Source organism: Salinimicrobium flavum, assembly GCF_042684505.1.
Taxonomy (GTDB): Bacteria; Bacteroidota; Bacteroidia; order Flavobacteriales; family Flavobacteriaceae; genus Salinimicrobium; species Salinimicrobium flavum.
Genome location: NZ_JBHULT010000010.1, coordinates 112,620 through 139,276, shown reverse-complemented (window position 1 = coordinate 139,276; position 26,657 = coordinate 112,620). Strand labels below are relative to the sequence as shown.

General features: G+C 41.9%; 19 protein-coding genes. 7 read left to right on the top strand and 12 right to left on the bottom strand.

Annotation, left to right across the window (positions count from 1 at the left end; all coding sequences use genetic code 11):
• Positions 1-11: 11 nt before the first annotated feature.
• Positions 12-1,715 carry a gamma-glutamyltransferase gene (gene ggt, locus ACFSTG_RS11400; RefSeq protein WP_380752749.1) on the top strand — a complete coding sequence of 568 codons (1,704 nt, stop codon included), beginning with the start codon at positions 12-14 and terminating at the stop codon, positions 1,713-1,715.
• A gap of 55 nt (positions 1,716-1,770) precedes the next feature.
• On the opposite strand, the gene ACFSTG_RS11395 is transcribed toward ggt, so the two are convergent.
• From ACFSTG_RS11395 to ACFSTG_RS11385, 3 genes are all read right to left on the bottom strand, one after another.
• The gene (locus ACFSTG_RS11395; protein ID WP_380752746.1) at positions 1,771-2,829 is read right to left on the bottom strand and encodes a M12 family metallopeptidase; all 1,059 of its coding nucleotides are present in this window, start codon (positions 2,827-2,829) and stop codon (positions 1,771-1,773) included.
• 785 nt (positions 2,830-3,614) lie between these two features.
• The gene (locus tag ACFSTG_RS11390; protein WP_380752743.1) at positions 3,615-5,312 is read right to left on the bottom strand and encodes a hypothetical protein; all 1,698 of its coding nucleotides are present in this window, start codon (positions 5,310-5,312) and stop codon (positions 3,615-3,617) included.
• A 190-nt stretch (positions 5,313-5,502) separates the two neighbouring features.
• Positions 5,503-6,507, bottom strand: a complete 1,005-nt coding sequence (locus tag ACFSTG_RS11385; RefSeq protein ID WP_380752740.1) for a response regulator transcription factor — start codon at positions 6,505-6,507, stop codon at positions 5,503-5,505.
• Positions 6,508-6,875: 368 nt separating this feature from the next.
• On the opposite strand from ACFSTG_RS11385, the gene uvrA reads away from it, so the two are divergent.
• From uvrA to ACFSTG_RS11365, 4 genes are all read left to right on the top strand, one after another.
• Positions 6,876-9,707: an excinuclease ABC subunit UvrA gene (gene uvrA / locus ACFSTG_RS11380; protein WP_380752737.1), complete on the top strand. Its 2,832-nt coding sequence runs from the start codon at positions 6,876-6,878 to the stop codon at positions 9,705-9,707.
• Positions 9,708-9,727: 20 nt separating this feature from the next.
• On the top strand, positions 9,728-10,417 hold the full coding sequence (locus ACFSTG_RS11375; protein WP_380752734.1) for an LOG family protein: 690 nt from the start codon (positions 9,728-9,730) through the stop codon (positions 10,415-10,417).
• A gap of 204 nt (positions 10,418-10,621) precedes the next feature.
• Entirely contained in the window at positions 10,622-13,435 is a 2,814-nt protein-coding gene (locus ACFSTG_RS11370) for a metalloprotease (protein ID WP_380752731.1), read from the top strand.
• 189 nt (positions 13,436-13,624) lie between these two features.
• Positions 13,625-16,039, top strand: coding sequence for an alpha-ketoacid dehydrogenase subunit alpha/beta (locus ACFSTG_RS11365; protein WP_380752728.1), 2,415 nt, complete (start codon positions 13,625-13,627; stop codon positions 16,037-16,039).
• Positions 16,040-16,136: 97 nt separating this feature from the next.
• On the opposite strand, the gene ACFSTG_RS11360 is transcribed toward ACFSTG_RS11365, so the two are convergent.
• The 4 genes from ACFSTG_RS11360 to ACFSTG_RS11345 form a co-directional block, all read right to left on the bottom strand.
• Positions 16,137-16,691, bottom strand: coding sequence for a hypothetical protein (locus ACFSTG_RS11360; protein WP_380752725.1), 555 nt, complete (start codon positions 16,689-16,691; stop codon positions 16,137-16,139).
• A gap of 84 nt (positions 16,692-16,775) precedes the next feature.
• Positions 16,776-18,275, bottom strand: coding sequence for a PH domain-containing protein (locus tag ACFSTG_RS11355; RefSeq protein WP_380752722.1), 1,500 nt, complete (start codon positions 18,273-18,275; stop codon positions 16,776-16,778).
• The gene (locus ACFSTG_RS11350) at positions 18,268-18,798 is read right to left on the bottom strand and encodes a PH domain-containing protein (RefSeq protein WP_380752719.1); all 531 of its coding nucleotides are present in this window, start codon (positions 18,796-18,798) and stop codon (positions 18,268-18,270) included. Before ACFSTG_RS11350 ends, ACFSTG_RS11355 begins: the two co-directional genes overlap by 8 nt.
• A complete protein-coding gene (locus ACFSTG_RS11345; RefSeq protein ID WP_380752716.1) occupies positions 18,786-19,625 on the bottom strand; it encodes a 1,4-dihydroxy-2-naphthoyl-CoA synthase in 840 nt (279 codons plus the stop codon). Before ACFSTG_RS11345 ends, ACFSTG_RS11350 begins: the two co-directional genes overlap by 13 nt.
• Positions 19,626-19,759: 134 nt before the next feature.
• Here ACFSTG_RS11345 and ACFSTG_RS11340 point away from each other — a divergent pair, with 134 nt between their 5' ends.
• A complete protein-coding gene (locus ACFSTG_RS11340; RefSeq protein ID WP_380752713.1) occupies positions 19,760-20,239 on the top strand; it encodes a hypothetical protein in 480 nt (159 codons plus the stop codon).
• Here ACFSTG_RS11340 and ACFSTG_RS11335 read toward each other — a convergent pair.
• The 5 genes from ACFSTG_RS11335 to ACFSTG_RS11315 all read right to left on the bottom strand — a co-directional run bounded on the left by ACFSTG_RS11335 (position 20,218) and on the right by ACFSTG_RS11315 (position 24,923).
• Positions 20,218-21,057 (bottom strand): CvfB family protein, encoded by an 840-nt coding sequence (locus ACFSTG_RS11335; RefSeq protein ID WP_380752710.1) that lies wholly within the window; start codon positions 21,055-21,057, stop codon positions 20,218-20,220. The two genes, ACFSTG_RS11340 and ACFSTG_RS11335, sit on opposite strands and share 22 nt — an antisense overlap.
• Positions 21,058-21,143: 86 nt before the next feature.
• Positions 21,144-21,485, bottom strand: coding sequence for a DUF2853 family protein (locus tag ACFSTG_RS11330; RefSeq protein WP_380752707.1), 342 nt, complete (start codon positions 21,483-21,485; stop codon positions 21,144-21,146).
• A 64-nt stretch (positions 21,486-21,549) separates the two neighbouring features.
• Positions 21,550-23,283 (bottom strand): 2-succinyl-5-enolpyruvyl-6-hydroxy-3-cyclohexene-1-carboxylic-acid synthase, encoded by a 1,734-nt coding sequence (gene menD / locus ACFSTG_RS11325; RefSeq protein WP_380752704.1) that lies wholly within the window; start codon positions 23,281-23,283, stop codon positions 21,550-21,552.
• Between the two features lie 60 nt (positions 23,284-23,343).
• Entirely contained in the window at positions 23,344-24,501 is a 1,158-nt protein-coding gene (locus ACFSTG_RS11320) for a chorismate-binding protein (protein ID WP_380752701.1), read from the bottom strand.
• Positions 24,501-24,923, bottom strand: a complete 423-nt coding sequence (locus tag ACFSTG_RS11315) for a PaaI family thioesterase (protein ID WP_380752699.1) — start codon at positions 24,921-24,923, stop codon at positions 24,501-24,503. Before ACFSTG_RS11315 ends, ACFSTG_RS11320 begins: the two co-directional genes overlap by 1 nt.
• Positions 24,924-24,968: 45 nt before the next feature.
• Between ACFSTG_RS11315 and ACFSTG_RS11310 the strand changes: the two genes are divergently transcribed.
• Positions 24,969-25,610: an alpha/beta hydrolase gene (locus ACFSTG_RS11310; protein ID WP_380752696.1), complete on the top strand. Its 642-nt coding sequence runs from the start codon at positions 24,969-24,971 to the stop codon at positions 25,608-25,610.
• The last annotated feature ends 1,047 nt before the right edge of the window (positions 25,611-26,657 follow it).

Below are 26,657 nucleotides of genomic sequence, written 5' to 3'. Positions count from 1 at the left end.
AAAATCTACTTATGAAAAGAATATTACTTCTGGGATTCCTGGCCCTTCAGCTTTCCTGTAAAACAACCCCCACTACAGAAGCTTCTCATGAAACCATCATAGGAGTAACGGCCGAGCACGCCATGGTAGTCTCTGCTCGGGAAGAAGCTTCGAAAATAGGACTTTCCATCATCCGGTCCGGCGGAAATGCTTTTGATGCTATGATCGCAACCGAGATGGCACTGGCGGTGGTTTATCCCTTTGCGGGAAACCTTGGCGGCGGAGGATTTATGGTCTACCGGAAGGCTGACGGGGAAATCGGGGCACTTGATTATCGTGAAAAAGCCCCCATGAAAGCTACCCGTGACATGTATCTGACGGAAACAGGAGAAGTTGACCAGGACCGAAGCCGTATTGGAGGATTGGCCGTAGGGGTCCCCGGAACTGTTGCCGGAATATTTGCCGTACATGAAAAATTTGGGTCGCTGCCCATGGAAGAGATCCTGGCGCCGGTAATTCAACTGGCAAATAATGGATTTGTCATTACAGAAAATCAGCGGAAAAATTTCGAAGGTTATCGTGACCTGTTCCTTGAGGTAAATAAAGATACCATACTTTTCGCCCTACCCTATCAGCCGGGGGATACCATTAGAAACAAAGCCCTTGCAGCGACCCTAAGGGATCTTTCTTCACCCGGGGGAAGGGAAGTGTTCTATAAAGGAGAAATAGCCTTAAAAATTGTAAATCACATACAGGAGAACGGTGGAATAATTACTTCGGAAGACATGGCGGGCTATGAGGCTGTATGGAGGGAACCCGTGGTTTTCCATTACCGGGACCACAACATAATTTCCATGTCGCCTCCTTCCAGCGGGGGAATTGTACTGGCTCAAATAATGAAAATGGCCGAACCTTTTCCCTTAAAAGAATTTGGTCACAATTCATTACGAACCATCCAGGTCCTGACCGAAGCAGAAAGAAGAGCCTATGCCGACAGAAGTTATTTTCTGGGAGATCCCGATTTTGTGGAAATCCCCACCCCGTTCCTCACAAGTGTGGAATATTTACACAACAGGATGAAAGACTTCTCATTTGACCGCGCGACCCCTTCTTCAGAGATCGACCACGGGTATGTTCCCGGGTATGAACATATGGAAACCACCCATTACTCTATCGTAGACAATCAAGGCAACGCAGTATCTGTCACTACCACGCTCAACGGGGCCTACGGCTCAAAACTATATGTGCCAGAGCTGGGTTTCTTCCTGAACAATGAGATGGATGATTTTAGCGCTAAGCCGGGCGTTCCCAATATGTTCGGACTAATTGGCGCCGAGGCAAATGCAATTGAACCCGGAAAGCGCATGCTTAGCTCCATGACTCCTACCATTGTAGAGAAAGACGGGAAATTCCTAATGGCTGTTGGCTCTCCGGGTGGTTCTACCATCATTACTTCGGTGCTACAGACCATCCTGAACGTGGTTGAATTTGATATGGGAATGCAGGAAGCAGTGACTGCACCAAGGTTTCATCACCAATGGCTGCCTGATGAGATCGTTTTTGAACCTGCATCCTTTAATCAAAAATTGTTAGAAAGTCTGCGTAGTAAGAATTATGAAGTAAATGAAAGGAATTCCCGGATCTTAGGGAAGGTAGATGCTATCCTCAGATTGGATAACGGGCTGCTTGAAGGTGGGGCCGATCCCCGAGGAGACGACGCTGCAGCTGGGTTTTAAGCATAAAAAAACCCGGCAGGCAGCCGGGCTTTTTTTATTTGAAATCTTTTTGAGGTTAGGCAAAGAACCAGTATCCGCCTCTGGTAAATACCTCTCTCCATCCGCTTGTACGCGAATACCAATACCATTTGTCAGCATAACGGTAAACAGTCACACCATACACAACATAGGTATTCCCATTCACATATAATGGTTCGGTTGTCGTACCGCCCCCGGAACTATAAGGATACATGTTGTTAATTCCCGTTACATCCCCTGAAGATAGTCCGCTTCGCTGGATATTGAAAGTGCTTCCATCTTTTTTAGTAATGGTAGGTTGTCCGTTACTTGAGAAGGAATAAGAACCGTACATCATGATCGATCCGAAATCAAGAGAACTGGTGTACTCGTTACCATCCATACCCTGCTTGGCATAAGTATAGAAATTGTGCTCTCTTCCACTCTGAATATTATTATAGTTGATGGTAACAAAATTTTCACGATCTACACGGCTCTGCTCATGCCAAAGGCCAATAGCGTGACCTATCTCGTGAATAGTGTTCCCCGTAGAACAACTACTTGAAAGGGTTATATTTTGCTTTCCACCAATCATCCCTATATAGGAAGAACAACCGGAACCGCTAACAAAATATACATAGTTGGATTGAGAAGTTCTTTGAACGAATTTAATATTCGTTTTAGACTCCCAGTGTTTGATGGCATCAGTAACTCTTGCTTTGTTGTCAAGATTCCCGTCAATAGCGTAATACACAGTATTATTAGGCCATCTTCCGGAAGTACGTCCTACACTTTTATTGGCAGGTGGAGTTTCCCCTTTTTCGTAGATCATTTTAACTTCTTGCTGGGAAACCATATCTGGTGGTAGAAGAATATCGCCCTGGTATACATAATCTCCGTTAAAATCTTCTACAGGGATCTTATGTCCTCCAAAATAAACTTCGCTGATATTACCCGGAGCATTTTCATTGGCTACTTCGGCCATTGCTTCGGTTTCTACCATTTCTACGGCAGGTTCAGTACCGTTGATCTCTTCTAATTCGTTGGGATTGTCTTTACTACATGAAGCAAATAGAGCTATCGCCGGTAGTAAATAGATAAATTTTAATTTTTTCATAAGTAGGTTTTCTGCTTTTTCTAACATTGTAATTTTGGGAATTACACTGCTATTTGAATTTTTTAATGTTTCGATGACGTCAGTTTTTTCGTTAAATAAAAGCTTTCAAAAACAAAAGAAAATCTTAATTTCTTTTCTCTGCAGTTACTCTTGTAATAACTGTGCCAAAATCTATTTTAGTATAATTTTAACTACAAAGGTCAAATGTCTGTTTGGGGCCGGAGGTTTATTTTCTATCTACTATCTGTTTCTTGATGTATTTTTTAAGGTTAAATTGTTTCTTTATTTAAAAAAATGGGTTTTTTCCGTAATTCTTTTTGACGAGGTAAAAATATAAATTAATATTATTTTAATAGTCCTTTTGGAAACTTTAACACTTTGAGAGCTAAAGACTTATAGGCGAATTTTCCTACAAATTAACTAAAATTATATTAATTGGCCTTACCTGAGAGGTTTACCTGATCTAGGAAAAAATTTATAAAGATCTAAATATCATTGTAGGACTAACCAGAAATTTTTATTCAGTTTCAGGAAAATTTGATTAGTCTCACCAGAGAAAAAGTAATACCTACCTACTTGAGAAGAATGAGATGGAAGTGAAGAATGACCACAAAAAGTTGATCTTTAGAGAAAATGGGTGAAATCTTTAGGATTCGAAAAAGAGGTTGCAAAGCTTCATAGAAACATTTTTAATATTCCATTTGAGACGAACGAGAAAAAAGTAATAAAAAAGCCGTCTAAATATTATTTAGACGGCTTTATCTTGAAAATTATCTCAGGTTTAATTATCCACCTGGAGTAACGTCAGGTGTAAAACAGCTGATGGTGCTTACCCTAACATAGAAAGGATATGAATATTCAAATTCCTCAAATACGTTAACAATAGGTCCAAACTGGTCCTCACCTGTTACATTAGCACATTGTGATTCCCAACAAGTTGTACTCATTGTACCATCCTCACTTGGACGAATTTCAATAGCGTAGGCAGTAATTCTATCCTGGTCTGCAATTGGAGAGTCCAGGGTCACATTAACTGCACTTCCGTTTAACGTAATTGAAACTTCTGATAAGACTTCAGCAACTACCCCTTCATCATAATATAAGTCGAATTCAGCTGCACTGTTTATTGTGATCCATCCATTACTGTCTGCTTCCTGAACGTACGTTTCAAAACAATATTCCTCAAGTTCAGAAGGAACGTCTAGTTCACAAGGGGCTGGTAGGTCAACACAACCATTTCCACCAACAGGACATCCATTAGCATCTACTTCAACTCCCGATGGTGTATCATCACAGTTGTCTATATTGTCAAATACTCCATCTCCATCGCTATCAGGACAACCTACTTCATTTACAGTTGCTCCAACTGGAGTATTATCACACTCGTCAATAGAATCTAGAACTCCATCTTCATCAGAATCCTGGTCTCCTCCATTAACAGGACAACCGTCACTGTCAACTTCTGTTCCGGCAGGAGTGTCAGGACAATCGTCATTATCATCAATAACTCCGTCATTATCAGAATCCATAGGTGGAGTCGTATCGTCATCACATCCAAATCTTAGGTGTTCATAGTCCACATCATCTTCTCCAACAAAGTTATCCATCACATCCTGAGCGGTTAACACACCGGATTTAACTGTATTAGGAGCTACAGTACCATAGTTTCCTGGCCAGTCAAGAAGAGTAACTTCATAATACAGGTATGGTTCGTCAAGATCATCATTTACAGGAAGAGGAAAACATGTAGTGGCTGCTGTATAATCTCCGTCAGCATTTACACTTGTTACAGGAGATTCATTGGTATAAAGTGGAGTACCTGTATTGTCTGTACCCAGCCAAATGTTCACACTATAGTTAGCGGTCTTGTGTTTGCCGTTATCTTCAGGTGGGCAGTAGTTGGCAAAGAAGCAGAATTTGAAAGCCTCAGTCTTATCAAATTCAAAGAACAGGTAACCATACTCATTTACGTCACGGTCATCAAAGCATAGTACAGAAACATCTACATACTTCTTAACTCCGGCCCCAAGGCTGATATTAAGAGGTAATGGATTATCAACAAACTCGGCTAAAACACCTCCTTTTGGAGCTAACCAAATAAGGGTTCCGCCTTCGTTATATACGGCAAAATGATCAAGGGTATAAGTACCTGGATCCAGTTCAAGTAGTGGATCTTCTTCAGTAAATACCTGTCCTGCAACAAGATCAATACGTTGAGGAGCACCGGTTTCACCTACTATAGCTTCTTCTCCCTGAAGAAGGACGATCTCTACATAAAAAGGAGTATCATCTGAACATACAGGAAGGTCGTCAACATCAGATTGTTTGTTGGTAGACTTATTTGCCAGGTCATTTACGATTGCCCCAAAAGACAACGTAGCTTTCTCGCCGGAATTATCCCCGGTAGCATCATCCTTGGTACAGGATGTGAACACAAGCGCGAACATTGCGAAGCACGCCAGTAACAAATTAATTTTCTTCATAATTGAAAAGGTTTTGATTAATAAAAATTTAGAATGGTTAATAAATACTATATATAAAATGGTTAATAAATACTCTTTAAAAAACAGCCCCTGGCCACTTTACTACTTATCATAATTTCTGACAATCACCTTTAAATGTAGGATTTATCTGAACCCCTTACAATGGGGGAAAACCCTTATTTTTAATCATTTACACTTCAATCATATTATGGTTTAAGGCATAAACTATACTTTCTACTATAGTTCCTGAATTTGTTCTTCGTATTATATTTGATCTGTGTTTTTCAATGGTTTTGGCTGAAATGCAAAGAGCTTCTGAGATCTCCCTGGTCTTATACCCCTTACATAACAAAGTGATCACTTCTTTTTCGCGTTTGGTGAAACCGTGATCTTCAATATTATTTTTATCATTGCCGGAGAAATAATTCTCTGTTTCTAAAGAAGATGATCCAATTTCCTTTTTCAAAGGAGTTTCATTATTGCTGAAATTGATCATCATTACCATCTGCCCGCTCAATGCTTTGTCTAATTTGGAAAAGGTGATCCTGGCCTCCCGTAACTTCCCGTTCATAAGCAGGGAGGTTTTGGTGGTCGCTTTCATATGTTTTCCTTTGACAAATTTTCTCAGGGTTTCTTTCACCTTTAATTTATTCCCTTCTGTAACCAGGTCTGTCAATCTTACCTGGTTGTTCCTGGATACGAAGAAGTCATTTTTGAAGGCATCATTCATCGCTATGATCTTGTCATCCTGAAGTAACACTACCGGATTACCCAGAAGATTAAACAGGCCCATAAAGGAATCTTTCCAGTAATTGGTAAGACATCTCTTTGCATTGATAGTCTCCTCTATTTCTTTAATTATGGAATGGTAAGATCTGTTATCATATAAGATCCCGTCCACCTGGTCCTTATATTTCTTATCAAGTACAGGTTTCTCTTCTCTCCTTCCATAGAGAAAAAGAAAACTTTTATTTAAAAAATGAGTGGATTTAAAATTTTTGAGGTTGCGCAGGCATTCTTCACCAAGGGAAGAATGATCAATAAGAATGACATCTGGCAGATAACTTAAAGCTAAAGGATAACCGGCATGAATACTTTTGACGCGGGTAATTTCATAATAAGGACAGGCTTCATTCTCTGTGTTTGCAGAGAGGTCGTCATTTTTAGTAATTAGGAGTAATTGTTTCTTTTCCATTTTCATCCTTAAGTTTGTACTTTTTCTGTTGTAAGAAAAGGTCTTACACTCTTCTGTTCAGCAAATTGATTCGTACAGGTCGCAACCGCAGTATAACCCTTTGATTACAAGCATAAAGATATTAGTTCTAGTTCTAAAAGAAAGCTAATTTTGTGTGGTATTACTCTGACAATTAAATAGTTAAAATTGAATATTATCTATCATTTTATGTTTAATTATGAAAAATTTCATCTTTAAACGGTATTATTAAGATAAAATTAGGCGGAATAATTTTTGGATTTGTAAGAAACGTTTTCAATAGTTTAACACCACCCCGTCCCTTTCTTAATTAATGCAGTTTCAGTACCTTTGCCCTCTTGAAAAAATTTATGGCACTTACTGAAGATTACATTGAGATTTTAGGTGCGCGCGTCCATAATCTGAAGAACATAGATGTTAGAATTCCCCGGGAGAAACTGGTGGTCATTACCGGACTCTCCGGCTCGGGAAAATCTTCCCTGGCGTTTGACACCATTTATGCAGAAGGACAGCGCCGCTATATAGAGACCTTTTCTGCGTATGCACGTCAATTCCTTGGAGGCCTGGAGAGGCCAGATGTAGATAAAATAGACGGACTCTCCCCTGTGATCGCCATTGAGCAAAAAACTACCAGCAAAAGTCCCCGCAGTACCGTGGGCACTATTACAGAGATCTACGATTTCCTGCGCCTGCTCTTCGCCCGGGCCAGTGATGCCTACAGCTACAATACCGGCGAGAAAATGGTTAGTTACGGCGATGATCAGATTAAATCCCTGATCATTGAAAAATTCGGCGATCAGCGGGTTAATATTCTTGCTCCTGTGGTTAGGTCCCGCAAAGGTCATTACCGGGAACTTTTTGAACACATCGCAAAGCAGGGCTTTGTAAAGGTACGCGTAGACGGAGAGGTTCGGGATATCGTAAAAGGTATGAAGCTGGACCGTTATAAGACCCATGATATTGAAATCATAGTGGATCGTTTAAAGATAGGCTCAGAAAAAGAAACCGGTACCAGGCTAAGTGAAAGTATAAAGACTGCAATGTACCATGGGGATGATGTCTTAATGATCCTCAACCAGGATTCCGGTGAAATGAAATACTTCAGCCGAAACCTGATGTGCCCCACAACCGGAATCTCTTATCCCAACCCTGAACCCAACAATTTCTCCTTTAATTCCCCAAAAGGGGCCTGCCCGGTTTGTAATGGTATTGGCACCCTTCACAAGGTGAACCCCGATAAGATCATCCCCAATACTTCCTTAAGTATCAAAAAGGGCGCTCTTGCCCCTCACGGCCCCCAAAAGAAGAACTGGATCTTTAAGCAACTGGAATTGATCGCAGAACGTTTTGACTTCAGTTTGAATGACCCCATAAAAGACATTCCGCAGGAAGCACTGGAAATGATCCTCTATGGCGGTAAGGAGAAGTTCACCAAGGAATCCAGGACCCTGGGGATCACCAGGGACTTTAAAATAGATTTTGAAGGGGTTGCCAGTTTTATTGAGGAGACCTATACCAATAATGATTCTACCTCCCTGCGCAGGTGGGCTAAAGAATATATGGATAAGATCGTTTGTCCTGAATGTAACGGCAGCCGGTTAAAGAAAGAATCCCTCTATTTTAAGATCAATGAAAAGAGTATTGCAGATCTTGCTCAAAAAGATATCGTTGACCTTGCCAAATGGTTTCGGGAACTGGAACCCGAACTATCAGAAAAACAGAAGAAGATCGCTTCCGAAGTGATCAAGGAGATCAGCGTAAGGCTTCAGTTCCTTATTGATGTGGGTCTCAACTATCTTTCCCTTAACCGCGGCTCTAAAACCCTCTCCGGGGGAGAAGCACAGCGAATAAGACTTGCAACGCAAATTGGTTCACAGTTGGTGGGGGTGCTTTATATTCTGGATGAGCCGAGTATTGGATTGCACCAACGCGATAACGAAAAATTGATCAATTCCCTTATATCTCTTCGGAATCTGGGGAATTCAGTAATTGTGGTAGAACATGACAAGGAAATGATAGAACGTGCAGACCATGTGATTGACATAGGTCCTGAAGCCGGAAGACACGGTGGGGAGATCATTAGCGAAGGGACGCCTGAAGAGATCAAAAAACACAATACCATAACGGCCAATTATCTTAACGGAACGATGAAAATTGAAGTTCCGAAGAAACGCCGGAAGGGAAACGGGAAAAGTATTCAACTCCTGGGTGCCACAGGGAATAATCTCAAAAATGTTTCGGTTACCTTTCCGCTAGGAAAAATGATAGCGGTAACAGGAGTTTCCGGAAGCGGAAAATCTACCCTTATTAATGAGACCCTTTATCCTATCATGAATGCCCATTATTTCAACGGAGTAAAAAAACCAATGCCCTACACCAGGATCAAAGGTCTGGAGCATATTGATAAGGTAATTGATATCAACCAGACCCCAATTGGCAGAACGCCGCGCTCAAATCCCGCTACCTATACCGGGGTATTTTCTGAAGTACGTAATTTGTTTGCAAAAACCCCCGAGGCCATGATAAGGGGCTACAAACCGGGAAGATTCAGCTTTAACGTAAAAGGCGGAAGATGTGAGACCTGTAAGGGAGGTGGCCTTAGGGTGATCGAAATGAATTTCCTGCCCGATGTATACGTGGAATGTGAGACCTGCCAGGGGAAACGTTTCAACCGTGAAACTTTGGAGGTACGCTATAAGGGCAAGTCAATTTCAGATGTGCTTGAAATGACCATTAATGAAGCCACCTTGTTCTTTGAGAATATTCCGAAGATATTCCGGAAATTAAAAACCATTAAGGATGTAGGTCTCGGGTACATAACCCTGGGTCAGCAAAGCACTACTCTCTCGGGAGGGGAAGCCCAACGCATTAAACTGGCCACTGAACTTTCAAAAAGGGACACCGGTAATACATTTTATATCCTGGATGAACCTACAACAGGACTGCATTTTGAGGACATAAGGGTTTTAATGGAGGTACTCAATAAATTGACCAATAAAGGGAATACCGTAGTGATCATAGAACACAATCTTGACGTGGTCAAACTCGCCGATTATATCATTGACATTGGTTATGAAGGAGGAAAGAACGGAGGGGAGGTAGTTGCTACAGGAACCCCCGAGGAAGTAGCGAAACACAAGAAAAGCTATACCGCACAGTTTCTTAAAAAAGAACTAATTTAGCGGCAATTTGAAATAGATATATGAGAACCGAAACAAGGAATAAAAGCTGGAATGAAATAAAAACAAATGACTCCTGGGCGATTTTTAAGATCATGGGGGAATTTGTCAACGGATATGAAAAATTAAGTCAGATTGGCCCCTGTGTATCCATTTTTGGATCGGCACGAACCAAACCAGATCATAAATTCTATAAACTCACCGAAGAAGTTGCCAAAAAGATCGTTGATCATGGTTATGGGATCATAACCGGGGGTGGCCCCGGTGTAATGGAAGCAGGAAATAAGGGTGCTCACCTTGCAGGCGGTACTTCTGTAGGTTTAAATATCCACCTGCCATTTGAACAGCACGACAATCCATATATAGACAATGACAAGAATATAAACTTCGATTATTTCTTCGTCAGGAAGGTAATGTTCGTCAAATACTCCCAGGGATTCGTGGTAATGCCGGGTGGTTTTGGAACACTGGATGAACTCTTTGAAGCAATCACCCTGATACAAACCAATAAGATCGATAAATTCCCAATCATTCTTGTAGGAAGGGATTTCTGGGGAGGTTTGATTGACTGGGTGCGCGCTACCCTGCTCGATAATTTCCAGAACATTAGTGCAGGCGACATGGATATTGTGCAGGTTGTTGATTCTGCAGAAGAAGTGATCGAGATACTCGATAAATTTTACGAAGAGTACAACCTTAGCCCTAATTTTTAATAACTGGATAAGTTTAAATAACACAGCGGAACTTTTCGTAGGTTCCGCTTTTCTTTTTTCAGGCAGGCAAAACCAGGTATAGCTTAAAATACCTTCATTCAAAAACCTAAATTATTACTAAAGAAACGTATATTTATATGTAAAATAATATATTCACCCGGTGAAATAATTAATTGTCCAACTCCTCTCTACCTGCAATACACCTTGGCTAAAAAGCTCCTTTTCGGAATATTCTTTATGGTCCTTTACGGGAATTCTTATGGCCAGCACGCTACCTCTTTTAAAGCTGTGCTGAATGACTCTGTAAAGTCCATTTACATACAGCAGACCCTGGAGTACCGTAATTTAAGCCAGGACACCCTGCAGGAGATCTATTTGAATGACTGGGTGAATGCTTTTTCTGATAAAAGAACCCCCCTGGCCCGTCGCTTTTATGAAGATTATGACCGTGATTTTCACTTTGCGCGGGAAGAGAAGAGAGGCTCTACCGAGGTAAATTCCATTTCAGACCAAAATTTTAAGGAGCTGCAATGGGAAAGGCCTTTAAATCATCCAGATCTTATAAAGATCACTCCAATTATACCAGTGCTCCCGGGGGAAAAATATATTCTTAACTTAAATTACAGCGTCAAAATACCCAGTGAGGATTTCACCAGATTCGGTTATTCCAACCGCGGAAGTTATCAGTTAAGATACTGGTTTTTGACTCCCGGGGTTTATAATAATGGATGGCAGGTTTACAGTCACAAGAATATGAATGACCAGTACATTCCCAAGCTGGAACTTGATATAGAACTTACAGTGCCCACCCGTTTTGCCCCCATTACCTCTTATGAGGTAGAAAATACCGAAATTCTCAACGGCACAAAAACCGTCTTCCTCAAGGGTAGTGAGCGCCTGGAAACCGAACTGTATCTTACAGATAATTTCGTTTTTGAAGACATTGAGACAGATAGTCTTCATGTATTTACCAATATGGATGACGATGGTCTTAGCCCGGTGATAAAATCAATGGTCGTTAAAAGGATTATAAAATTTTTGGAAGAGAATCTGGGTTCTTATCCACATAAAAAGATCCTTTCTACCCGGGAAGAATATGCTGCCAATCCTATTTATGGCTTAAACCAGTTACCCAGGTTCCTGAGGCCGTTTCCCGAAGGTTTTAACTACGATCTTAAACAGTTCAAGACCCTCACAGAGAATTACCTGGAAAACACTCTAATGTTGAACCGTCGGGAAGAAAAATGGATCTATGACGGGATCCAAATTTATCTGATGATGGAATACATCAACGAGAATTATCCTGATCTTAAAGTGTTGGGAAGCCTCAGTGAAAAAATAGGTATACGCTGGTTCCATGCTGCAGATCTGGAATTTAATGATCAATACCCACTGCTCTACCTGTATATGGCCCGCAGGAACCTTGATCAGGCACTTTCGACACCGCAGGATTCGCTCATTAAATTCAACAAGAATCTTGCGAATCCTTATAAAGCCGGGGTAGGTTTTAAGTATCTGGAACATTTCCTGGAAGATGAGACAATACCTGTTACTATAAAACAATTTTACGAAACCTACAAATTAAGATCTGTAACCGGAGAGGATTTTAAAGCCCTTCTACGAAAAAATGCAGGGAAGGACATCACCTGGTTTTTCAAGGATTATGTAGAGACCAATGAAAAGATCGATTTCAAAATTAAAAGGGTAAAAAAAGATGGGGATTCCCTGAGGGTAACCCTTCGAAATAAAACAGAAAATGGTATGCCGGTTCCAGTTTATGGAATCAACGATAACAAGATCATTTACAAGACCTGGGTGGAGAATGTAAACCGTACGGCAACGGTAAAGATCCCTGCAGAAAGAGTGAAGACAGTAGTAGTGAATTTTGAAGGTGAAGTACCAGAGCTTAATCAACGAAACAATTACCGTACTGTGGGCGGCTTAATGAACAAACCATTACAGTTCAAACTATTCAAGGATGTGGAGAACCCAAGATATACCCAACTCTTTTTTATGCCCGAAGTTCAATACAACCTTTATGACGGACTCTCCCTTGGAACAAAACTCTATAACGGCACCTTGCTTAAAAAGAATTTTGAATTCAAATTTGCACCTCTTTACGGATTAAACAGCCAAACCATAGTAGGAGGTGCGGGCTTTACCCACGAAATATTCTTCCAGGATGAAGACTTGTATTCCCTTCGCTACGGCGCTACGGGCAGCAGGTTCTCCTATGGCTATAACCTGTTTTATGAAAGGTTCACTCCCTACCTTATCATGTCCTTCAGAAACGGGATAATGCGCAACAGTCGTAAAGAATATATTAGTGTAAGGAATGTGAACGTCTTCAGGGACCAGAATCCTTTGAATCCTTTAGAAGTACCAGATTACAGCGTTTTTAACATCAATTATTCTTACAGTAATCCCGGATTAGTAGAGCATGTGGCAGGTAATGTTGACTTTCAGGTTTCTGAACAGTTCAGTAAATCGTCCTTTACATTGGAGTACCGCAAATTACTTGAAAATGACCGCCAACTCAATATAAGGTTCTTTGGCGGAGCTTTCCTTTATAATGATATGCCAGACTCAGATTATTTCAGTTTTGCCTTAGATCGCCCTACAGATTACCTCTACGACTATAATTACTACGGAAGAAGTGAAACCAGCGGAATTTTCAGTCAGCAGATAATTATGGCCGAAGGTGGTTTTAAATCAATGTTACAACCGGAATTTGCTAACCAGTGGATCTCCACCGTTAACGGAAGTATTACTATCTGGAAATGGATCTTTGCCTATGGGGATGCCGGGCTTGTAAAGAATAAATATGCTGATGCCAAATTCCTGTATGATTCCGGGATCAGGTTAAGTATTATTAATGATTATTTCGAACTGTTCCTACCCGTCTATTCCAGTGAAGGCTGGGAATTTTCAGGAGGAAATTATGATCAAAAGATACGCTTTATAGCTACCCTGGATATTCGCACTTTGGTGGGAATCTTTTCAAGAGAATGGTTTTAAGAAATTCCCTTCGAACCTTCCGTTTATTTTTACTGCTTTTTTAAAGAAAATCAGGGTTTTAAGATTCCAATATAGAATTTTCATAAAAAAGTGACTTTCTTTCCGAAAAATATAATTTATCAGCAAAATTTTGAATTGTAAATAACCTCACTTTTCTTTACATTTGTGCAGATTAAAAAAACTGTTTTTATGCAAAGTGAAACCTCCTCAAAAAGTGCCATTTCTTTTGAAGATTTTAAGGCCCGGGTAATTGAAGATTACAAACTTGCGGTCACCAGCCGGGAGTGCAGCCTTCTGGGAAGAAGGGAAGTTTTGACCGGTAAGGCAAAGTTCGGGATCTTTGGGGATGGAAAAGAAGTGCCGCAGCTGGCATGGGCAAAAGTGTTCAAAAACGGGGATTTCAGATCGGGATACTACCGTGACCAGACTTTCATGATGGCCATAGGAGCTTTAAATATCCAACAATTCTTTGCAGGCTTATACGCTACTACAGATATCGATCAGGAACCTAGTTCTGCAGGTAGACAAATGGGTGGTCACTTTGCGACCCACAGCTTGCAGGAAAACGGAACCTGGAAGAATCTTACCACCCAGAAGAATTCAAGTGCAGACATCTCCCCCACAGCAGGCCAAATGCCCAGGTTATTGGGACTTGCCCAGGCATCGAAGATCTACAGAAATGTTGAAGGTATAGACGGTGAGAAATTTTCCAAAAACGGGAATGAAATAGCATGGGGAACCATTGGAAATGCAAGTACCAGTGAAGGTTTGTTCTGGGAGACCATTAATGCGGCGGGAGTATTGCAGGTACCCATGGTAATGAGTGTGTGGGATGATGATTACGGGATCTCGGTACATGCACGTCACCAAACGACCAAAGAGAACATCTCTGAAGTCCTGAAAGGCTTTCAGAAAGATGACGATAAAAATAACGGGTATGAGATCTTCACAGTTAACGGGTGGGATTACCCTGCCCTCATAGAAACTTATGAAAAGGCGAGTAAAATTGCCCGTAAAGATCATACCCCGGTCTTGATCCACGTGCAACAGTTAACCCAGCCCCAGGGGCATTCAACCTCCGGCTCCCACGAGCGGTATAAGGATGAAGATCGCCTACAGTGGGAAAGAGAACACGATTGTAACGTAAAGATGCGTGAATGGCTAATCTCGGGTAATATTGCTTCAGAAGAGGAACTACATGACATTGAAAAAGACATTAAAAAGCAGGTTCGTGACGGTAAAAAGGCAGCCTGGGAAGCCCATGTTTCCCCGGTAAAGCAAAAACACTCACAGGTCTTGCCGCTGCTTGAGAAAGCTGCCGCCTCAAGCGCCAATAAAACTTTTATTCACCAACTTGCCAGGGAGCTCTCAAAAAATAGGGAACCTTTAAAAAAGGACCTTCTTACTACTGCCAGAAAGGCGTTGAGATATCTCATAGGAGAGGACTCTGAGGCGAAAAATGAATTGATCAACTGGATCAACACCTTTACTACAGAAACCCAACCCCAATACAGCAGTCACCTCTATAGTGAATCAAAATATAATGCCCTGAATATTGAAGCTATAGAACCTGAGTATGATGATAATGCTGAAGATGTTGACGGCAGATTGGTGTTAAGGGAAAACTTTGACAAGATCTTTGAAAAATATCCCGAAACCCTTATTTTTGGTGAGGATACCGGTGAAATAGGAGATGTGAACCAGGGGCTGGAAGGCCTGCAGAAAAAATATGGTGAGCTTCGGGTTTCCGATACCGGGATCAGGGAAGCAACCATCCTGGGCCAGGGTATAGGAATGGCCATGAGAGGCCTGCGTCCCATTGCAGAGATACAGTACCTGGATTACCTGCTGTATGCCCTTCAGATCATGAGTGATGATCTTGCCACCCTGCAATACCGTACTGCCGGAAAACAAAAAGCACCCCTTATCATAAGGACCCGGGGACACAGGCTGGAAGGTATATGGCACAGTGGTTCGCCAATGGGAGGCATCGTTCACCTGTTGCGCGGAATCCATATTCTTGTTCCACGGAATATGACAAAAGCCGCAGGTTTTTACAATACGCTGTTGGAAAGTGATGAACCGGCCCTCATTATAGAATCACTTAACGGCTATCGACTTAAGGAGAAGCTTCCTAATAACCTGGGGGAATTCAAAACCCCTATCGGTGTAGTTGAAACCCTTAAAGAAGGAAGTGATATTACGCTGGTGTCTTATGGTTCTACCCTTCGATTGGTAGAGCAGGCTGCAAAGGAACTTCAGGAAGTCGGAATAGATGCCGAGGTTATAGATGTACAATCCTTACTCCCCTTAGATCTAAACCAGGATATTGTAAAGAGTGTGGAAAAGACCAATCGCCTTCTGGTGATCGATGAAGATGTGCAGGGAGGTGCTTCGGCTTATATACTTCAAAATGTTCTTGAAAAGCAAAATGCCTGGAGATATCTGGACAGTAAACCCCATACTCTTGCGTCCCGGGACCATCGTCCTGCCTACGGAACAGATGGAGATTATTTCTCAAAGCCTTCTATAGAGGATATCTTTGAAAAGGTCTATGAGATCATGCATGAATCAGCTCCTAAGAAATTTCCGAAGCTGAGGTAAATTCAGATAATCAGAAATAATATAAATACCTAAACGGTTGCACAAATGTGCAGCCGTTTTATTTTGTAATCAAATATAATCTGTTTTTCCCCGAAACCTACTTTCGGGAGATCCAGTTAAAGGAACTTATGGTAATTCCCGTAAAGCAATCATCCTGGCATCCAACAGGCACGTAACCACACAGGGAGATCACGCCCTCCTCATTCGTATCAAAATATACCGTATTTGTTTCAGGATCTGCAATGAGATATTGGGAAAGACAGGTCTTATACAACTCATCAATGGTTACCGGCAAGGCTCCTTCTTCATGAGTGCCCAAACTTTCCCTGTCTTCAGAATAAACAAAAGTCAGCGTTTTTGTCCCATCCTCATCAGAAATGATGAAGGTGTGAAAGACGCGGGAGATCACTTTCCCCTTTTTGACCGTAATGGTTGTTTCACTTCCAAAGCCGGTAAATGACTGTTCCAGCATAACATACTCATAAGAGTTTCCATTTTTCCCCTTAAGCTTTTTCCATTGTTTCCTGCTTTCTGAAAAAGTATATCCATTCTCCCCTTTCTCTTCTAAATTATCATTAAATGTTTCCAAACTACAGGAAAATAGTATGACCGGAACAACTGTGAAGAGGAATATATCGTGCAAAAATTTCATGGGAAATGAGGTTAAGTATCTTCCTTCAAAGATACAAAACAGACTATCATCAAATTCCCAATTAACATTCTGAAAATCAATTTTTTACATCCATGGGTCGGTAGTGGATTCTATTTTGTACAAGACAAAATTAAGTAAGGGACGAACCTCTTCGGTCTTAACCACGTAAAAATTAAGATCTCCGCCCGCAGAATGAAAAGTAAGGTTTACTACTCCCCTGTTCTTGTACCATAAAGGTTGCCGTACTGAGACTGATTGTAACCGGTAAATTTCCAGGTATTGTTCCTTCTTTATCCATAAACCGGAATGTTTGACCAGAAAGTCATCAGAAACAGATAACCTTAAACTTTTATAGTAAAAGTAATTATACACGGTCATTAATACCAAATACACACTTAGGAGTATTCCTGCATAAGCCAGGGAAACATATTCCCTGAAGAAAAAAACCAGGCCAATTCCCACAACTGCCGGGATCATACCACGGGATATTCTTCGGGCCAGATACAATTGGTTAGGGAGGAAATATAATTTCTCGGTAACCTGGGTCTTGAAAAAATACTTCTTTATTTCCGCTACAATATCGGGAGGGATCCCCGGGATCCTGATGTGGCTTTTTCCCAATTCATTCTCACTGCTGGCTAATGACAATTTGAGTTTATACAGATCCAGCTTCTTCTGAAGCGGATTGGTCACAACCTCCATCACCTGGATACGGTTAGCTTTAATATTAACTTTAACGTTGTTCCGCAACCCCATTTCTACCTGTAATGAGTCACTGAACTTTTTTAAATTAAGATCGTAATATTTTATTACGGTCTCTCCTACAGTGATCACCATACCTATAAAGAGCAAAAACAGAATGAAGATCAGGGAACCTGTGCCCAGCAATTGTTCCTTCGGTACACCGGCGGGTAAGGTATCTTCCAGCCTGAACTCCTGCCGAAGCGTAAAATAAAAAGCAATAATAAGAGCAACTCCGCGAAGGTAATTGGAGGTTAGTCCCAATTTTACAAGGGTAAAAAGGCTAACCTTATGCTGCCACTCGGGAGTACCTAAAAAACTCTCCCCGGCTTCTTCTGTTTCAATACCGTCTTCTTCTGTTCTTTTTACTTTTTGGGACAAGCTCATTAAGCGGTCTGCAAGGACATCTGCGGCTTCCTGTGAAAGTGCCTTGATCTCTACTTCCTTTCCCTGGCTACCGGCGGTTTCCACAACCACACTGGACACGTTTAAGATTCTCTGAAGTATATTTCGTTTAAACTTGACCTGCTGAATCTTGTTAAAGGGAATAACCACCACATCTGAAGATAACACGCCCTTTTCCACCACAAACTCCCTGTTCTTTTCATCTATATGAAACCTGAACCTCAGGTAATAGATTATACTGTATCCAAGGCCCAGCAACAACAGCAAGATCCCTCCCAGAATTAAAAGAGACGTGAGCTTAGGAGAATTACGTCCTGCAAGTATGGCAAGGATGACGACCCAACCAGCCCTGAAAAAATTGTACACTGTGGCGGCAAAGATCAGCACCAGGCCTGTCTTGGATTGCCGCTGGGGTTGAGAGAAATCAAAGTCAGACATGATCGGCAATTCTCACTGAGATCTCTTCTTTTAAAGAAGTCGCTGTTTGGGGTAATAAGCCCGGAATGCTTATGTCACTGCCGGCACCTCCCGCTGTATAAATCTTAAGCGTAGAAAGCTTTAGTAATTTATCTGTGAAAGATCTTTCCACCGAAACGTGCTGTACCCTGTTAAAAGGCACTACGGTTGTCTTTTCAAACAAATACCCGCTCCTGAAGATAATATCCAGCTGCCTGAGAGCATATCCGTTCCTTTTCATCAATTGAAAATTGACATAATAGGACCACCCAAAAAGAACCAGGAGCAGAACGAAACCTCCAACAAAATAATTCAGGTTATTCTGAAGAAAAAAATATCCCGCTACAAGTCCTGCCGTAAAGAAAAGCAGGGAGATGGTAGTTCTAATATGAAGTTTGAGTAAATATTTTCTATCCAGGGAAGACAGCTCTGCTTCCTCATACCGGGGAAGGGAAGCTACTTCTACCTGAAGATTTGAAAATTTCTCGGGGCTTACGGGATCCACTTCTTTTCAAAATTTGGTTTTCTTTTCTCCAAAAAGGCATTTCGGCCTTCTTTGGCTTCATCGGTCATGTAAGCCAGTCTTGTCGCTTCTCCCGCAAAAACCTGCTGTCCTACCATTCCGTCATCAGTCAGGTTCATGGCAAATTTCAGCATCTTGATGGAAGTAGGCGATTTAGCAAGGATCTCCTGTGCCCATTCATAAGCAGTATCTTCCAGCTCGTCATGTGGGATGACCGCGTTGACCATTCCCATTTCAAAGGCTTCCTGCGCAGAATAATTTCTTCCTAAAAAGAAGATCTCCCGTGCCTTTTTCTGGCCCACCATTTTGGCCAGATAAGCGGAACCGTACCCACCGTCAAAACTCGTTACATCGGCATCGGTTTGTTTGAAGATGGCGTGCTCTTTACTGGCTAAGGTAAGATCACAAACCACATGGAGGCTGTGCCCTCCTCCTACTGCCCATCCCGGTACAACCGCGATGACCGCTTTTGGCATAAAACGTATCAGGCGCTGTACTTCCAAAATATTTAGACGGTGCATCCCGTCATCTCCTACATAGCCTTGATGGCCACGTGCTTTTTGATCTCCACCACTGCAAAAGGAATATACCCCGTCTTTGGAAGAGGGTCCTTCCGCAGAAAGTAATACGACGCCAATAGAGGTATCTTCCTGCGCATCATAAAAGGCATCATAAAGTTCTTTGGTGGTTTTTGGCCTGAAGGCATTGCGAACATCTGGACGGTTGAAAGCGATCCTCGCCACCCCATTGCATTTTTTATACGTGATATCTTCGTATTCTTTAGCAGTTTTATAATCAGGTTTATTCATGTGACATAATTTTACGTAAAAATAGGCCTTTTAAAAGATTTCATTCCCTTCAAAATACCTGATTTTTTAGGGATTCTTTTCCGCTCTGATTTTTTTGTACGATTTTTGATTTTAAAGTCCGTAAATTTAGCTTCATGAAAAGAGCCTTTCTTATTATTACTTTTCTTTTATTTTCCCTTGCAGGGTTTTCCCAGGAACTCGCTACAGGGGAAGGTTTCTATATTGGAACTCTTGAGGTTAGGCCGAGTCTTTCATACCTCGCACCTCAGATTCCTGAAGGAAATTTCACCCTTACTGAAGTTATATTTAAAAAGGAGGTAAAAAGGGAAGTGAACCTGGTCGCTATGATGGAGCGAACAAGGTATGAGCAGGAAAGTTCTTATATTGAACTCGAATCTCCCATGCCTTACCTGGGTAAGACCGAAGCAGGTTTTATTCAGATCACCAACCAGGTCAGGGTTCATGACAGAGGCTCCAACTACGACATCTATACCGGAAAAACAAAAATTCCGGCCTACAAAGAGATGCGGGCCGGATTATTTACTGGCAATTATTCACCTTATACCGGGAGGAGCTATATTTCCCCTTATTCCTACTCCCCTTTCCTGAGGTAAATGCCGTCATCTTTAATATCTACCATTCGTTGCTTGTAAAGATTACCTATAGCCCTTTTAAAGCTCTTTTTGCTCATTTGCAGCTGGTTCTGTATCTCATCTGGAGAAGATTTATCTGTGAGCCCTATATAGCCTCCTTTAAGTTCCAGGTGGGTCAGAATTTCCTGGGCGTTGGGTTCAATACTTCGGTAACCGGGTCTTTGCAGGGTAACATCGATTTTTCCGTCAGGTCTGGTCTTTTTAATGAAACCGGTCAATTTGTCCCCTGTATGTAATTTTTGGAATACATCATCCTTGTAAAGCAGCCCCTGGTGAATTTCATTAATGATCACATTCCAGCCCAGTTCGGTTGGGTTACTTACAATGAGGTTAACTTCCTCGAACGGTTCAACCGTCAACTGGGAATTATCAAGAAAAGCATTTGTTTTGCTTGAAGCTACAAGTCTGCCGGTAAGTTCGTCGAGGTAACAAAAAACTAAATATTTGTCCCCTTTTCGCATTTTTGTAACCTGTTCCTTAAAGGGTACGAAAAGGTGTTTTTCAAGACCCCAGTCTAAAAAGGCTCCTATATCAGATACCTCCACACATTTAAGATATCCAAATTCATCGAGCTTGATGAAAGGTTTAAGCGTTGTGGCAACCGGCCTTTCCTCGTGATCCAGGTACACGAAAACCTCGATCTCATCGCCTATCTCAAAAGAGGTGGGTTTATATTTGTTGGGAAGCAAGACTTCATTTCCCTCATCATCCTTTAGAAACAATCCAGGTTCTGTGTCTCTGTCGATCTTTAAAACATGGTATTCACCAATCGTAAGCATACTCTAAATTTAGTTGGCAAAGATACTTTATTTTTAACAGCTCGTTATGCATAATAAAATCGGTAAGGTTGCCTTTTCTGGGAACTCTAATTGAAGATCGCTTCCTTTTTATAAAACTTAGTGAGAAGATAGTAAACTACTGCCCTGTATTTATTTCGGTTTGAAGTCCCATATTTTTCGATAACCAATTCAAGGCCGGCATCCAGATTTTTATCATCCTTAAGACCCAGCTTTTTGATCATGAAATTTTGCTTAACTGTTTCGAGTTCCTCAGGTGAAGAACTTGAGATCGTTTCCGCATCACTCTGAAAAATGCTGGGACCACAGGCCAAGGTGACTTTTCTCAAAAGATCCACATCTGGATCCTCGCCCATTTTATCTTTGATGTCCTGAACGTACTTCTCTACTTTCTCTTCTGTTTTACTCATTTCTTTAAATTTTAGGTTCTCCCAGAAGATAAAAAATTAGTAGCAGGAAAGATTAAAAGAAATCCTAAGATTTGATAAAGCTGAAATATTCCAACAATACTTCATCGTTCACTTTTCGCGGTGTAAAGATCTCCAGCACCTTTGGTCTTTCGGAAGGCTCAAAAAAGTGTTTTAATCCACCTTCTATTTCTTCGGAAGTGCTTGCCGAAGCATAATCGAATCCATGCAGATCACAAATGGGTTTGGCCTGCAGGTTATGTACGGTCTCAAAATAAGTGTCGAAGGTTTCCGAATTCTTATCCCCCGGAAGTATCCTGAAAATACCGCCCCCGTGATTATTGAGGATAATGATCCTGAAATTCTTCGGAATGTAATTATTCCACAGGGCATTACTGTCGTAGAAAAAGCTCAGGTCACCGGTGATCATTAAAACGGGTTCTTCTGAAACCATTGCCGCTCCAACCGAAGTGGAGATACTGCCATCAATTCCGCTGGTGCCCCGGTTGCAATAGATCTTCAGGCTCTCTTTCCATTTGAAAAGCTGGGCATACCTTATGGTAGAACTATTGGCAAGGTGCAAAATATGATTTTCGGGCATATTGGGTACAATAGCCTTCATCACCTTAAGGTCTGAATACGGGATCCTGTTCATGTAATCTTCATGACGTACCTGCCTTCTGCTCCTCACTTCCTGCCAAAAGGAAGCATAGTCACTTTCGACCTGCCCGGTTAGCGGAAGGAAATTCGTAAAGAAAGAATTCACCGAAGTTTCAAAATGTTTGTTCAGGCAAAAGAAGGTATTATATGCTTTTTTAGGATCTACATGCCAGTGGTGTTTTGGATTATGGGTGCGTAGAAACGCCTTGATCTTTTTGGACACGATCATTCCCCCAAAAGTGAGTAAAATATCGGGGCGTAGGGCACCGAACAATTCTTCGGGATCTGCTTCCTTTTCAATAGGCCCTATGATCGTGTCTATCCGTGTAAAGAATTTAGGATGGTGTACGTTTGAGGTAGTTTCCGTAAAAATAATAACAGAAGCATCATCTGCCAGTTCATCCAGGAATCTCTGCTCCACAGCATTTGGCTGCGCCACACCTACGATCACCATTTTTCGTTTGGCCTTGTTCCACAGATCGGCATAGGCCAGCAACTGAGCTTCAGAATAGGTTTTCTCCCTGAGCTCGGGCAGGATCTGGATAGGATTCACTTCTACGTCCTCCACTACCTCATATAGAGGTTCGTAAAATGGAACGTTGATATGCACCGGCCCCTTACCTTCAATTGCCTTGTTCAGCGCCAGGTTGATCTCCCTTTCATTATGTTTGCGCGATTCGAATTGTTTCTGCTGAAGTTTTTTCTCGGTGGATTCGTTTTCAAGCACAACCTCAGAATGAAGGTTGGCCGAATATAAAATATGGTTCTCAAAAACGTTCTTTTGGCGAATGGTTTGCCCATCACCTATGTCAATACGTTCAATAGGCCTGTCGGCAGATATAACCACCAACGGGATATCGCTGTAAAAGGCTTCGGCTACCGCAGGGTAATAGTTTAAAAGAGCTGAGCCGGAAGTACACACCACTGCAACCGGTTTCCCGATTTGCTGGGCCATTCCCAGTGCCACAAATGCCGCACAGCGTTCATCAACTACGCTGTAGGTTTGAATATTAGGATTAAACGCAAATCCGTTAGTGAGAGGAGCATTCCGGGATCCCGGCGAGATCACTACGTGATGAATGCCTTTAGCTTCACAAAGGGCGACTATAGATCTTGCAACTGGTATTTTTGGGTATTTCAAAAATGATGTTTTTTGAAACCTCACAGCTTTTAGAAACCTATGAGGTTTTATTAATCAAAATTACAATTTCAGAAGCACTTTTTTCATGGTTTCTGCCTTATTCACCGTCTCCTGCCATTCATCTTCAGGAACAGAATCTTTGGTGATCCCTCCGCCAATAAAAAGTTCTGCTTTTTCTGCTTCAATTTTCATGCATCTCAGGTTAACAAAAAGAGCGGTTTCCTTTTTTACGGCTCTGTAAGCCAGGTTTTCCACATTTCTTCTGTTCCGGGAGCGCTGTGTATTCTTCTGCAAGTTGAGTTCCCCTAAAAATCCGGTATAGAATTCCCGGTCATAGCCTTCTTCAGAAAGTATGAATTCTTTGGCCTTTTCCTTCGGAAGGCCGCATACCGCGGGAGTTGGGTGGAGGACAGAGATTATGCCGGATATGCCCTCTGTAGAGCCGTCCGATCGGACGGCTTTACTGTGCATTATACCCGTTATATCTGTGCGCAGGTGCAAAAGATTTCCTGCCCTTACCGTATAAGGAGCAGAGATTTTCAAATTTTCCACACCGGATTGTTTCAGGTTTTCGACAATGGAATCGGTTACGAATTGTTGTTCCTGTTTCTCTTTTCCCCCCCAGGTCACTTCCATTGTTCCGGTATATTTCTGTGTACCGGCCAGGGCCATGGTTTTAAATCGGGTGCCTTCTACTTTAAAAAGGGTTTCAGGGGTGGCACCCAACCAGCAACCGACTTTCGGGTGAAACCAGCAATACACAAACGCGGTGGGATAAGTTTTCAGCAGCTCCCTGAACAACTTTAGGGGAGCTTTCTCCTTCAGCTTAACGTCTTCCTTTCGCGACAGCACTACCTTGTCCATTTCCCCTGTTTTTAAAGCCAAAACTGCTTTACTTACCAGTTGAATATGAGCCGACTTTTTTTCTTCGGAAATTTCCTCTTTTGGAGAGTCAACAGAAGTGGAAGCTTCTTCGGAAAATACCTGCTCAAAAATGAGCTTTTCCGAAGCATTTTCGGGAATAAGGATCGTCTTCTTACGGTCATCAAAAGGAGCGAAAATGAATCCGCTTTCCGTGAAATCTTCGGTAGTATAAAGATCCGCATTCTGCTGCAAAAAAGCCTGTACACCGGTTGCTTCAGGTTTCCGGTAGGCAATAAAAGGTAAGTTCTGTTCGTAATGCTTCCGAAGCCTTTCAAAAAATAAGTCTTCGGTCATTATTTCTTCTTTTTAGGAAGGGTGATCGTGGTGAGTTTAACCACCGAAATGAGGTTTTCAGCTTCATCTGTAATACGAATATTCCAAAGTTGCGTAGTCCTGCCCTTGTGAAGGTAGGTCGCTTTGGCAAAAACGTAACCTTCAGAAATACTTTTTAAATGATTGGCCGAGATCTCGATGCCGCGAACGTAATAATCTTCAGTGTTCAAAAAAACGAAGCTGGCCATGCTACCTACAGTCTCCGCCAGGGCGACGGTCGCGCCTCCATGAAGCACACCGTCAGGTTGATGAACTTTAGAAGTGACCGGCATTCTCGCGATCAGGAAATCATCCCCTACTTCAGAAATCTCTATATCAAGAGTTTCCATTAGGGTATTTTTGCATATCTTTTTCAAAAGCGCATGAGTTTCCTCTTTGGTCATGGTAAATAGATTGGTTTCTTTGTAAAAGTACAAAACCACCGGATAATGATGAACGAAAAGCAGGTTTCTTACAAATCGGTCAATTCTTATAGCACACTCAACGAGCGTACAGATAAAACAGAAAACGTTTGGGTGGTCTTCCACGGCATTGGCTATCTGAGCCGGTATTTCTTAAAATACTTCCGGCACCTCAATCAGGAGAAGAATTATATCATTGCGCCACAGGCACCATCAAAATATTACCTCAACGGAAAATATGAACACGTTGGCGCCTCCTGGGCTACCCGCGAAAATACTGAACAGGATATTCAGAATGTACTGGCATATCTCGATGAGATCTATGAAAAAGAGGGGCTCAAAAATGCCAAAAACCTGATCCTTTTCGGCTACTCCCAGGGTGTTTCTATTGTCACCCGCTGGATTGCCAGACGCAAGATCCCTTGTTCAAAGCTCATCCTCAATTCCGGTCGTTTACCGAATGAATTGAAGCCTGAAGATTTTACCTTTTTGCAAGGTACAGAGATCTCCTTCGTCTATGGAACCGAAGATCCTTTTGTCAATAAGGAGTTTCTTGAGTCAGAAGAAAAAAGGATCTGGGAATTATTTCCGACGAATTTAAAGTTTATTCCATTTGACGGTGGGCACGAGGTGAATATGGGGGTCATCCTGAAGTTTGCGGAGGAATAGCTTTTTTAGACAGCTACGCTTCAAGAATCAGGAGCCAGGAGCCAAAATGACTATTTCAACCTCCGTCATCCTGAACTCGCTTCAGGATCTTTGAGAAGCTGAAACAAGTTCAGCTTGACGACTTTATATAGAAAACGACCATGTCTTCTCGAGCGAAGTCTTGAGGTCCTTTTCAACAATTTAAATAATCTGATAAAGTCGGTGCGGATTTGCAATCCGTGCCGTAGTTCCATCCCCACCCCGTCCTTTGGCCACTTCTCCGAAGGAGGGGACTATTCAATTGAATATAACTAACAGCGATTGCCAGTGCAATTAATTTCTATGAGGAAAATCCCGTCATCCTGAACTCGTTTCAGGATCTTTGAGAAGCTGAAACAAGTTCAGCTTGACGACTATATATAGAAAACGACCATGTCTCCTCGAGCGAAGTCTTGAGGTCCTTTTCAACAATTTAAATAATCTGATAAAGTTGGCGCGGATTTGCAATCCGTGCCGATGGTCCATCCCCACCCCGACCTTTGGCCACTTCTCCGAAGGAGGGGACTATTCAATTGAATATAACTGACAGCGATTGCCAGTGCAATTAATTTCTAATGAGGAAAATCCCGTCATCCTGAACTCGTCTCAGGATCTTTGGGAAGCTGAAACAAGTTCAGCTTGACGACTTTATATAGAAAACGACCATGTCTCCTCGAGCGAAGTCTTGGGGTCCTTTTCAACAATTTAAATAATCTGATAAAGTCGGTGCGGATTTGCAATCCGTGCCGTAGTTCCATCCCCACCCCGTCCTTTGGCCACTTCTCCGAAGGAGGGGACTATTCAATTGAATATAACTAACAGCGATTGCCAGTGCAATTAATTTCTAATGAGGAAAATCCCGTCATCCTGAACTCGTTTCAGGATCAGTTAAGCTGAAACAAGTTCAGCTTGACGACTTTATATAGAAAACGACCATGTCTCCTCGAGCGCCCGCCTATCCGGCCGGCAGGTAGTCGAGAGGTCTTTTTGAAGCAGAATTGAAGTAAAGAAGGAGGTCTCGAAAGAGCC

Bases quoted from the DNA above. Each gene is read 5' to 3' on its own strand.
- ggt (WP_380752749.1), top strand. From the start codon at position 12: ATGAAAAGAATATTACTTCTGGGATTCCTGGCCCTTCAGCTTTCCTGT.
- ACFSTG_RS11395 (WP_380752746.1), bottom strand. From the start codon at position 2,829: ATGAAAAAATTAAAATTTATCTATTTACTACCGGCGATAGCTCTATTT.
- ACFSTG_RS11390 (WP_380752743.1), bottom strand. From the start codon at position 5,312: ATGAAGAAAATTAATTTGTTACTGGCGTGCTTCGCAATGTTCGCGCTT.
- ACFSTG_RS11385 (WP_380752740.1), bottom strand. From the start codon at position 6,507: ATGGAAAAGAAACAATTACTCCTAATTACTAAAAATGACGACCTCTCT.
- uvrA (WP_380752737.1), top strand. From the start codon at position 6,876: ATGGCACTTACTGAAGATTACATTGAGATTTTAGGTGCGCGCGTCCAT.
- ACFSTG_RS11375 (WP_380752734.1), top strand. From the start codon at position 9,728: ATGAGAACCGAAACAAGGAATAAAAGCTGGAATGAAATAAAAACAAAT.
- ACFSTG_RS11365 (WP_380752728.1), top strand. From the start codon at position 13,625: ATGCAAAGTGAAACCTCCTCAAAAAGTGCCATTTCTTTTGAAGATTTT.
- ACFSTG_RS11360 (WP_380752725.1), bottom strand. From the start codon at position 16,691: ATGAAATTTTTGCACGATATATTCCTCTTCACAGTTGTTCCGGTCATA.
- ACFSTG_RS11355 (WP_380752722.1), bottom strand. From the start codon at position 18,275: ATGTCTGACTTTGATTTCTCTCAACCCCAGCGGCAATCCAAGACAGGC.
- ACFSTG_RS11345 (WP_380752716.1), bottom strand. From the start codon at position 19,625: ATGAATAAACCTGATTATAAAACTGCTAAAGAATACGAAGATATCACG.
- ACFSTG_RS11340 (WP_380752713.1), top strand. From the start codon at position 19,760: ATGAAAAGAGCCTTTCTTATTATTACTTTTCTTTTATTTTCCCTTGCA.
- ACFSTG_RS11335 (WP_380752710.1), bottom strand. From the start codon at position 21,057: ATGCTTACGATTGGTGAATACCATGTTTTAAAGATCGACAGAGACACA.
- ACFSTG_RS11330 (WP_380752707.1), bottom strand. From the start codon at position 21,485: ATGAGTAAAACAGAAGAGAAAGTAGAGAAGTACGTTCAGGACATCAAA.
- ACFSTG_RS11320 (WP_380752701.1), bottom strand. From the start codon at position 24,501: ATGACCGAAGACTTATTTTTTGAAAGGCTTCGGAAGCATTACGAACAG.
- ACFSTG_RS11315 (WP_380752699.1), bottom strand. From the start codon at position 24,923: ATGACCAAAGAGGAAACTCATGCGCTTTTGAAAAAGATATGCAAAAAT.
- ACFSTG_RS11310 (WP_380752696.1), top strand. From the start codon at position 24,969: ATGATGAACGAAAAGCAGGTTTCTTACAAATCGGTCAATTCTTATAGC.